Genomic DNA, 2,395 nt, shown 5'->3' on the forward strand with positions numbered 1-2,395 from the left:
AGCCCGCTGAACGCGTACTGGTGCGTCTCGAACTTGTCGGTCGCGTCGATGAGGGTGATGCCCTCGTTCGACTGCCCGAGCCGGATCATTTCGACCTGCTTCAGCAGGCCGTTGAGCGCCGGGCCGCCCATCGCGATGATCTCGCGCAGCTTCTCGACGCTCAGCGTGCGCAGATGCGCCTTGTAGACGAGCTGGCCGGCGCCGACCGTCGCGCTGTCGAACGCGATGAGGCGGTCCCACATCGGCTCGAGGATCGACAGCCCCCAGCCGTTCTCGCTGATCCGCTGGTAGAACGGCAGCGCTTCCCCGTCCATGCGCAGCACGCGCGAATGGTGGATGCGCCCCTGCGGCAGCCCGATGGTCGAGGGCAGCACGTCGTAGTACTTCGGCATGCCCAGATCCGGGCCGAACTCGGTGACGACCTCGCCGACCGGCGGCGCAACCATCCAGCGATCGAGCACGAGCAGGCCCTTGAACTGGCCTTTCCCGATCGTCTCGCGCCGAAGCGGCTGCGACATGTCCTGGCCGTCGATCAGCATCACGGCGATCGCACCACCGTACAGCTGGGCCCATTTCCCGGTGTCGCAGAGCTGATCCCAGATTGCCTTGCGCGTGAGCGCCGTCTCCATCTTCGACACGTCGGTCGGATCGAGGCCGGACATCTCGATGCCCTTGCGCGTCATGTCCTCGGGAATCGCGTCCACCGCGGCGCGCACGATCCACGAACCGCGATAGGCGGCCTCCAGCCAAACGCGGTTTCGGCTCTGGTACGTCAGCGTGTACTGCGACGCCGACGCCTGGTTGTCGGCGCCCCACCCGAGCCGCGCCTGGAAGTTGGCGAACGAGTCGGCCGTGCGCTGCGCGTGCGGCGTCGCGGCCGCGCGCGCGGGCCGTACCTGCTGTTTCTTTCGCGACATCCTGGGAAATCCTGTCGTGCTCAACCGGCGAGCCGCTCCCAGACCGACAGGTCTTTCGCGCCTCCCAGCATGTCGTTGATTGCGTCGACCATCGGATCGATCTGGTCGTCGTGCATGTGAGTGTCGTCAGCCGTGAACGAGTCGCACTCGGTCAAGAAGTCGCTGACCCACGGGGCATCCAGCGGAACGCCGACGTTGCCGGCGTCGATGTGGCTCACGACGTCCATGACGCGCGTCAGCTTGTCCTTCACGCGTTCGATGCCGTCGATCGGGATGCCGCCCTCGGCCTGAATGTCCTGGATCAGCCCGGTACCGCTGGACTTGTCCTCGACCTTCATCTGGCGAAGCGCCGGCGCGCCCGGGTCGTCGGCGCCAATGGCCGCGTGCTTGTTCCAGAAGTCGATCGCGCGCTGCTTGAGCTCCGGCGCCTTCCACTTCCCGCGGATCAGGTCGATCAGGTACACCCGGTTGTCGTAGCCGAGACCCCAGCACTCGAACACGCTGTAGTCGTTGCGCTCGGCAGTCTTCTGCGCGGTGTCGGCGAAGATCTTCCGGTACTGCAGTTGCGGCAGCGCGCCGTAGCGCAGGAACTTGCCGCTCTGGATGATCCCGCCGCCCAGCGGCGACGGCCGCTGCATGTACTGGCCGTTGAAGACGTATGCATCGGCCTTCTCGGACGCCAGCAAGTCCTGCAGCGGTTCCTTGTACGGCCAGTAGCTGTACCGGCCGTCGTCGTCGCGCTCGTCGCTTTCGACCAACGCGCGGATGTGCGCCGGCAGCTTCTCGACGTAGTCGTCGGTGATCAGCGCCGGGATCTCGATGAACTCCCACTCGCCGGGCAGCTTGCCGGACTTGATGAACCCGGTCGGGTCCTCCTCGGCGAGCCGCTGCATGATCACGATGATCGGCGTGTCCGGATTCGCCTTCCGGCTCTTCACAGTCGACAGCAGCTTGCGGTTCGCCTTGTTGCGGTTCGTCTTGCTGTACGCGTCCTCGACCTTCAGCGGGTCGTCGATGATGATCGCGCCCTGCCAGCCCTCGGCCATGTGCCCGGCCCGGAAGCCAGTGATCTGACCGCCGAGAGACACCGCGTACACGCCGCCGGCCTTCTTCCCGTCGACGAGCACGTTCCAGCGCTTCTTCGACTTCGCGTCATCGGCCACCTTCAGCGGCCAGAGCGCCTGGTACTCGTCGGATGCGACGATGTCGCGCGCCGTCTCGCTGTTCAGCAGCGCGAGGTCGTCCGAATAGCTGATGTGCAGGAACCGCGCGCGCGGGTTCAGCGCGAGGCCGCGCGCGATCAGGTTGATCGCAACCAGCTCAGTCTTCGACGAGCCCGGCGGCACGTTGATGACGACGTTCTTCAGCGTGCCATCGATCACGCGCTGCACCGTGTCGGCGATCAGCACGTGGTGCCAGTTGACGCGGAACTTGATCGCCTGCCGGTGCTTGAAGAAGTACCGGCTGAAAAACAGGTG

At 65.7% G+C, this 2,395-nt stretch carries 2 protein-coding genes; both read right to left on the bottom strand.

All coding sequences use genetic code 11. The features are described from left to right. Nucleotides 1-917, bottom strand: a 917-nt coding sequence (locus WS69_RS12160) for a phage portal protein (RefSeq protein ID WP_156438084.1), incomplete at its 3' end; no start/stop codon positions are given. 20 nt (nt 918-937) lie between these two features. Beyond that, nucleotides 938-2,395: phage terminase large subunit (gene terL, locus WS69_RS12165; RefSeq protein WP_059471023.1), on the bottom strand; the 1,458-nt coding region annotated here is incomplete at its 5' end.

Source organism: Burkholderia sp. BDU5 (assembly GCF_001522845.1).
Classification (GTDB): domain Bacteria; phylum Pseudomonadota; class Gammaproteobacteria; order Burkholderiales; family Burkholderiaceae; genus Burkholderia; species Burkholderia mayonis.